The organism is Stenotrophomonas sp. HMWF003 (genome assembly GCF_003061285.1).
In the GTDB taxonomy this organism is placed as follows: Bacteria; Pseudomonadota; Gammaproteobacteria; order Xanthomonadales; family Xanthomonadaceae; genus Stenotrophomonas; species Stenotrophomonas maltophilia_AP.
Genome location: NZ_QAIW01000181.1, coordinates 1 through 6084, shown reverse-complemented (window position 1 = coordinate 6084; position 6084 = coordinate 1). Strand labels below are relative to the sequence as shown.

Here is a 6084-nt window from a genome sequence, read left to right as displayed (position 1 = left end):
CTGCTGGCGGTGCAGCACCGCCAGCAGCATCGCCAGCCGGTTCTGCTCCAGCCCCACCGCGACGCGGCGCGGGTTGGACAATGGCGAGGTGTCCACCAGCGCCTGCACTTCCACCAGCAGTGGCCGGGTGCCCTCGCGGGTGACCATCACGCAGCTGCCGGGCTGCTGCGTGCTGCCGCCGGAAAGGAAGATCGCCGACGGGTTGGAGACTTCCTTCAGGCCCTTCTCGCCCATCGCGAACACGCCCAGTTCGTTGACCGCGCCGAAGCGGTTCTTGAACGCGCGCAGCAGGCGGAAGCGGCTGCCGCTCTCGCCTTCGAAGTACAGCACCGCATCGACCATGTGCTCGAGCACGCGCGGGCCGGCAATACCGCCTTCCTTGGTGACGTGGCCGACCAGGAACACGGCGGTGCCGGTTTCCTTGGCGAAGCGCACCAGCCGCGCGGCACTCTCGCGGACCTGGCTGACCGAGCCGGGCGCGGCGGTCAGCGATTCGGTCCACAGGGTCTGGATGGAGTCAGCCACGATCAGCTTGGGCCGGGCCACGCTGGCGTGCTGCAGAATCGCTTCCACCTGGGTTTCGGCCAGGGCGTTGACGTTGTCCAGCGGCAGATCCAGCCGCACTGCGCGGCCGGCGACCTGCGACAGCGATTCTTCGCCGGTGATGTACAGCACCGGCAGGGTCGCGGCCATCTTCGCCACCGCCTGCAGCAGCAGCGTGGACTTGCCGATGCCGGGATCGCCGCCGACCAGGATCACCGCGCCCTCGACCAGGCCACCACCGAGCACGCGATCGAACTCGCCGATGCAGGTGCTCACCCGCAGGTGCTCGGTCTGCTGCACGTCCTTGAGCGCCATGATCTTCGGCGCATCGACCTTGCCCGCCCACCCCGAGCGGCGCGACGCCGGCGAGGCCTTGCTGGCGGGGGTCGCGCTTTCCAGGGTGATCTCGGTCAGCACGTTCCAGACGCCGCATTCGGTGCACTGGCCCTGCCACTTGCTGTATTCGGCGCCACATTCACTGCAGACGTACGCGGTGAGTCGCTTGGCCATGTCCACTTCCACTTCATCGGTTGTCGGGCAGGATAGCCGAGCCGCGTCGCAGCAACCGAGACGCGCCGTGCGGATCGCCCTCAAGTTCCCCGTGGCGATGCCGATACCACCGCGGGCGACTGCCCCTTCCATTCTTTTCCAGGCTTTTCCATGACCGGCACCTACAGCCAGAGTCTTGTCGTGTTCTCGCTGCTGGTTGCCATCCTCGCCTCGTATACCGCGCTGGACATGGCCGGCAGGCTTGCCAGCACCCAGGGGCGGGTCGCCCGCTGGTGGCTGGCCGGCGGCGCCGGCGCGATGGGGCTGGGTATCTGGTCGATGCACTTCATCGGCATGCTGGCCTTCCACCTGCCGATCCCGGTGGGTTACGACCTGGGCATCACCCTGTTCTCGCTGGCGGTATCGGTGGGCGCCTCGGCGTATGCGCTGTGGCTGGTCTCGCGCCCGGCGCTGCCGTGGGCGCGGCTGGGCGCCGGCGCGGTGCTGATGGGCCTGGGCATCGCCGCCATGCATTACCTGGGCATGGCCGCGCTGCAGATGCAGCCGGGCATCGAGTACGACCCGTTCTGGTTCACGCTGTCGCTGCTGATTGCCGTGGTCGCGGCCGGTGCGGCGCTCTGGATCGCCTTCCGGCTGCGGCTGGAACAGCGTCGTGCGCTGCTGCTGCGCGGCATGGCGTCGGTGGTGATGGGCCTGGCCATCGTGGGCATGCACTACACCGGCATGGCCGCGGCGAACTTCCCCGCCGGCAGCATCTGCGGGGCGGTGGTCGGCGCCGGCCTGGACAGCAAGTGGCTGGCGGTGCTGGTCATCGTGACCACCCTGGCCACGCTTGGCATTGCCCTGCTGGCGTCGGTATTCGACCGCCAGATGCGCACCCGCACCGGCGTGCTGGCCGATTCACTGGCGCACGCCAACGAGAAGCTGCTGCAGGCCGCCCTGCACGACCCGCTGACCCAGCTGCCCAACCGCATGCTGCTGCAGGACCGCATCGAACAGGCCATCGAAAAAGCGCAGCGGCGGCAGTTCAGCTTCGCGGTGATGTTCTGCGACCTGGATGGCTTCAAGGCCATCAACGACGCCTACGGCCACCAGCTTGGCGACAAGCTGCTGATCCAGATGAGCGAGCGCGTGAGCGCCTTGCTGCGCAGCCACGACACCTTCGCGCGGCTGGGCGGCGATGAGTTCGTGATCGTGTTCCAGGTCGACGATCCTGAAGATGCGGCCGTGGTCGCCGAACGGATCATCGCCTGCGTGGCCGAGCCGTTCGTCATCGACACGCTGGAACTGCAGGTCACCGCCAGCCTGGGCATCGCGCTGTACCCGGCCGATGCCACCGACGAGCGGGCACTGATGGCGCACGCCGACGCCGCCATGTACCACACCAAGGATTCGGGCCGGAACGGCTATACCTTCTTCACCGAATCGATGCATGTCAGCGCCAACCGCCAGCTCAAGCTGCTGCAGGAACTGCGCCGTGCCATCCAGCGCGACGAACTGGTGCTGCACTACCAGCCCAAGTTCCCGGCCAATGGCCAGGCGCTGATCGGCGCCGAAGCCCTGGTGCGCTGGCAGCACCCCGAGCTGGGCCTGCTCAGCCCGGACAGTTTCATTCCCGTGGCCGAACGCAGCGGCCTGATCCTGCCGCTGGGCGAATGGGTACTGGACCGGGCCTGCGCGCAGCTGCGGCAGTGGCACGATGCGGGCTACCCGGAGTGGTCGATGGCAGTGAATCTGTCGCCGCTGCAGTTCGGCTCGAGCACCCTGCTGGAGACGGTGCGGCGCACGCTGGAAAAGCACGCGCTGGACCCGCGCCACCTGACCCTGGAAGTCACCGAAACCACCGCCATGAAGGACGTGGAAGCCAGCCTGCAGATCCTGCACGGCCTGACCGACATGGGCGTGAACATCTCCATCGACGATTTCGGCACCGGCTACTCCAGCCTGCTCTACCTCAAGCGCATGCCGGCCACCGAGCTGAAGATCGACCGTGCGTTCGTGCGCGATCTGGAAGACAACGCCGAAGACGCGGCGATCGTGTCGTCGATCATCGCGCTGGGGCGGTCGCTGCAGCTGCAGATCGTCGCCGAAGGCGTGGAGACGGACGGGCAGCGCCAGTACCTGAGCGACCTCGGTTGCGACCTGCTGCAGGGGTATCACCTGGGCCGGCCGGTGGCGGCCGACGCGTTCCTGCGCCTGGCGAAGGCGGCGTAGGACGCGGTACCGCACGACGCGGGCACCGGGTAGCTTCGAGCACGTTTGGCGGCAGGGTCGAACCTTGGTCGACCGCCGGTAACGACGCAACGCGCGGTGGCGACATGACCGCTGGACGACGCAAGCCCTGCCGGTGCCATTGCCGGTGCGCGGCCTTCATGATTGTCACGCGCTCGCCAGGCGCGGAAGGGGTATCGGCAGTCGTTTGGGAACCTACCCCACCTCGGCGGCACTCCCAGACGCAGAAAGGCCGCCCGAGGGCGGCCTTTCTGCATGCAGCAACGTCGGGATGACGTCAGTGCATCATGTGCACGTTCATGTTGTGCATGACCCACAGCGAGCCGGCGACGATGATGCCGATCACCACCACGGTGAAGGCCGCCGCGCTGACGTTCCAGCGCTGTTCCGAGGAACGGTTCAGGTGCAGGAAGAACACCAGGTGCACCAGGATCTGCAGCACCGCGGCGATCACGATGATCACGCCGGTGGTGAAGGTCGGCAGGTTGCCGTGCATCACCAGCCAGAACGGGATGATCGTCAGGATCGCGGCCAGCGCGAAGCCGACCAGGTACGACTTGACGCTGCCGTGGCTTTCGCCGCCGGCACCATGGTCGTGTGCGTGGTTGTCATGTGCGGCCATTACAGCGCTCCCTTCAGGTAGACGACGGAGAACACGCCGATCCAGATCAGGTCCAGGAAGTGCCAGAACAGGCTCAGGCACGCCATGCGGGTCTTGTTGGTCGGGGTCAGGCCGTTCTGCTTGATCTGGATGAACATGATCAGCAGCCACAGCAGGCCGGCACTGACGTGCAGGCCGTGGGTGCCCACCAGCGCGAAGAACGCCGACAGGAACGCACTGTGGTCCGGACCGAAGCCCTCATGGATGAGGTGGTTGAACTCCCACACTTCCATGACCATGAAGCCGAAGCCCAGCAGCCAGGTCAGGCCCAGCCAGAGGTACATCTGGCCGACCTTGTGCTTGTGCAGGGCGATCATGCCCAGGCCGAAGGTCAGCGAAGAGACCAGCAGCAGCGTGGTTTCCCAGGCAACGAAGGTCAGGTCGAACAGATCCTTCGGGCCCGGGCCACCGTTGGTGCCGCCGGCCAACACGATGTAGGTGGCAAACAGGCTGGCGAAGATGAGGCAGTCGCTCATCAGGTACACCCAGAAACCGAAGACGGTGTTGCCGCCGGTGTCGTGGTGCTCGTGGTCATCATGGCCGTGGGCCGCCGCGTGCGCGGCGTGCCCATGGTTCATGGCGTTGGAGGTAGTGCTGCTCATGCCTTCAGCTCCGCTTTCACCAGGCCCTGCGCCACCAGGTGGCGACGGTGCTCGTTTTCGATGCGCTCCACTTCGGCCGCGGGCACGTAGTAATCCGTGTCCTTGTCGAAGGTGCGCCAGATGAAGGTACCGATCATGCCGACGATGCCGACGATGGCCAGCCACCAGATGTGCCAGATCATCGCAAAGCCCAGGACCAGGCTGAAGGCACCGATCACCACGCCCGTGCCGGTGTTGCGCGGCATGTGGATGTCGGTGTACTTGGCCGGGCGCTCCCACGCTTCACCACGCTGCTTGCGCTCCCAGAACTCGTCCAGTTCGGTGACGCGCGGCAGCGAGCCGAAGTTGTAGAACGACGGCGGCGAAGAGGTTTCCCACTCCAGCGTACGGGCATCCCACGGGTCGCCGGTGAGGTCGGCGGTCTTCTTGCGGTCGCGGATCGACACGGCGATCTGGATCACCTGGCACAGGATGCCGGCGCCGATGATGAACGCACCGAACATCGCAATCACCAGCAGCGGCTGGTATTCCGGGTTCGGGTAGCTCTGCATGCGGCGGGTCATGCCCATGAAGCCCAGGATGTACAGCGGCATGAACGCCACGTAGAAGCCGATGAACCAGCACCAGAACGCGCGCTTGCCCCAGGTTTCGTTGAGACGGAAGCCGAACATCTTCGGCCACCAGTAGGTGATGCCGGCAAACATGCCGAACACCACGCCGCCGATGATGACGTTGTGGAAGTGGGCGATCAGGAACAGGCTGTTGTGCAGCACGAAGTCGATGGCCGGGATCGCCAGCATCACGCCGGTCATGCCGCCGATGGTGAAGGTGACCATGAAGCCGATGGTCCACAGCACGGGCGTGGTGAACTGCACGCGACCGCGGAACATGGTGAACAGCCAGTTGAAGATCTTCACGCCGGTGGGGATGGAGATGATCATCGTCGTTATGCCGAAGAAGGCATTGACGTTGGCACCCGAGCCCATGGTGAAGAAGTGGTGCAGCCACACGATGAACGACAGCACGCCGATGCAGGCGGTGGCGTAGACCATGCCCTTGTAGCCGAACAGCGCCTTGCGCGAGAACGTGGCGATGACCTCGGAGAACACGCCGAAGGCCGGCAGCACCAGGATATAGACTTCCGGGTGACCCCAGATCCAGATCAGGTTGATGTACAGCATGGCGTTGCCGCCACCGTCATTGGTGAAGAAGTGCGTGCCCAGGTATCGGTCCAGGGTCAGCAGCACCAGGGTGACGGTCAGCACCGGGAAGGCGGCGATGATCAGTACGTTGGTGACCAGCGCGGTCCAGGTGAACACCGGCATGTGCATCAGCTTCATGCCCGGGGTACGCATCTTCAAGATGGTGATGAAGAAGTTGATGCCGCTCAGCGTGGTACCCAGGCCTGCTACCTGCAGGCCCCAGATGTAGTAGTCGACACCTACCCCTGGACTGTATTCCTTGCCCGACAACGGCGGGAAGGCCAGCCAACCGGTCTGCGCGAACTCACCGACGCCCAGCGAGATCATCACCAGG

At 65.5% G+C, this 6084-nt stretch carries 4 protein-coding genes and 1 pseudogene; 1 reads left to right on the top strand and 4 read right to left on the bottom strand.

Going from position 1 to position 6084, the window contains the following annotated elements; genetic code table 11:
• Window positions 1-1053, bottom strand: a pseudogene (gene radA / locus DBR34_RS07305) (DNA repair protein RadA); the annotation flags it as partial.
• A 150-nt stretch (window positions 1054-1203) separates the two neighbouring features.
• Here radA and DBR34_RS07300 point away from each other — a divergent pair.
• Window positions 1204-3267 (top strand): bifunctional diguanylate cyclase/phosphodiesterase, encoded by a 2064-nt coding sequence (locus tag DBR34_RS07300; protein WP_128096297.1) that lies wholly within the window; start codon window positions 1204-1206, stop codon window positions 3265-3267.
• 295 nt (window positions 3268-3562) lie between these two features.
• Here DBR34_RS07300 and cyoD read toward each other — a convergent pair whose 3' ends face one another.
• The 3 genes from cyoD to DBR34_RS07285 all read right to left on the bottom strand — a co-directional run.
• On the bottom strand, window positions 3563-3907 hold the full coding sequence (cyoD, locus tag DBR34_RS07295) for a cytochrome o ubiquinol oxidase subunit IV (RefSeq protein ID WP_128096296.1): 345 nt from the start codon (window positions 3905-3907) through the stop codon (window positions 3563-3565).
• On the bottom strand, window positions 3907-4548 hold the full coding sequence (gene cyoC, locus DBR34_RS07290) for a cytochrome o ubiquinol oxidase subunit III (protein ID WP_181393931.1): 642 nt from the start codon (window positions 4546-4548) through the stop codon (window positions 3907-3909). The genes cyoD and cyoC overlap by 1 nt, the downstream gene beginning before the upstream one ends.
• On the bottom strand, window positions 4545-6084 hold a 1540-nt coding region (locus DBR34_RS07285), incomplete at its 5' end, for a cbb3-type cytochrome c oxidase subunit I (RefSeq protein ID WP_128096295.1). The genes cyoC and DBR34_RS07285, both read right to left, overlap by 4 nt.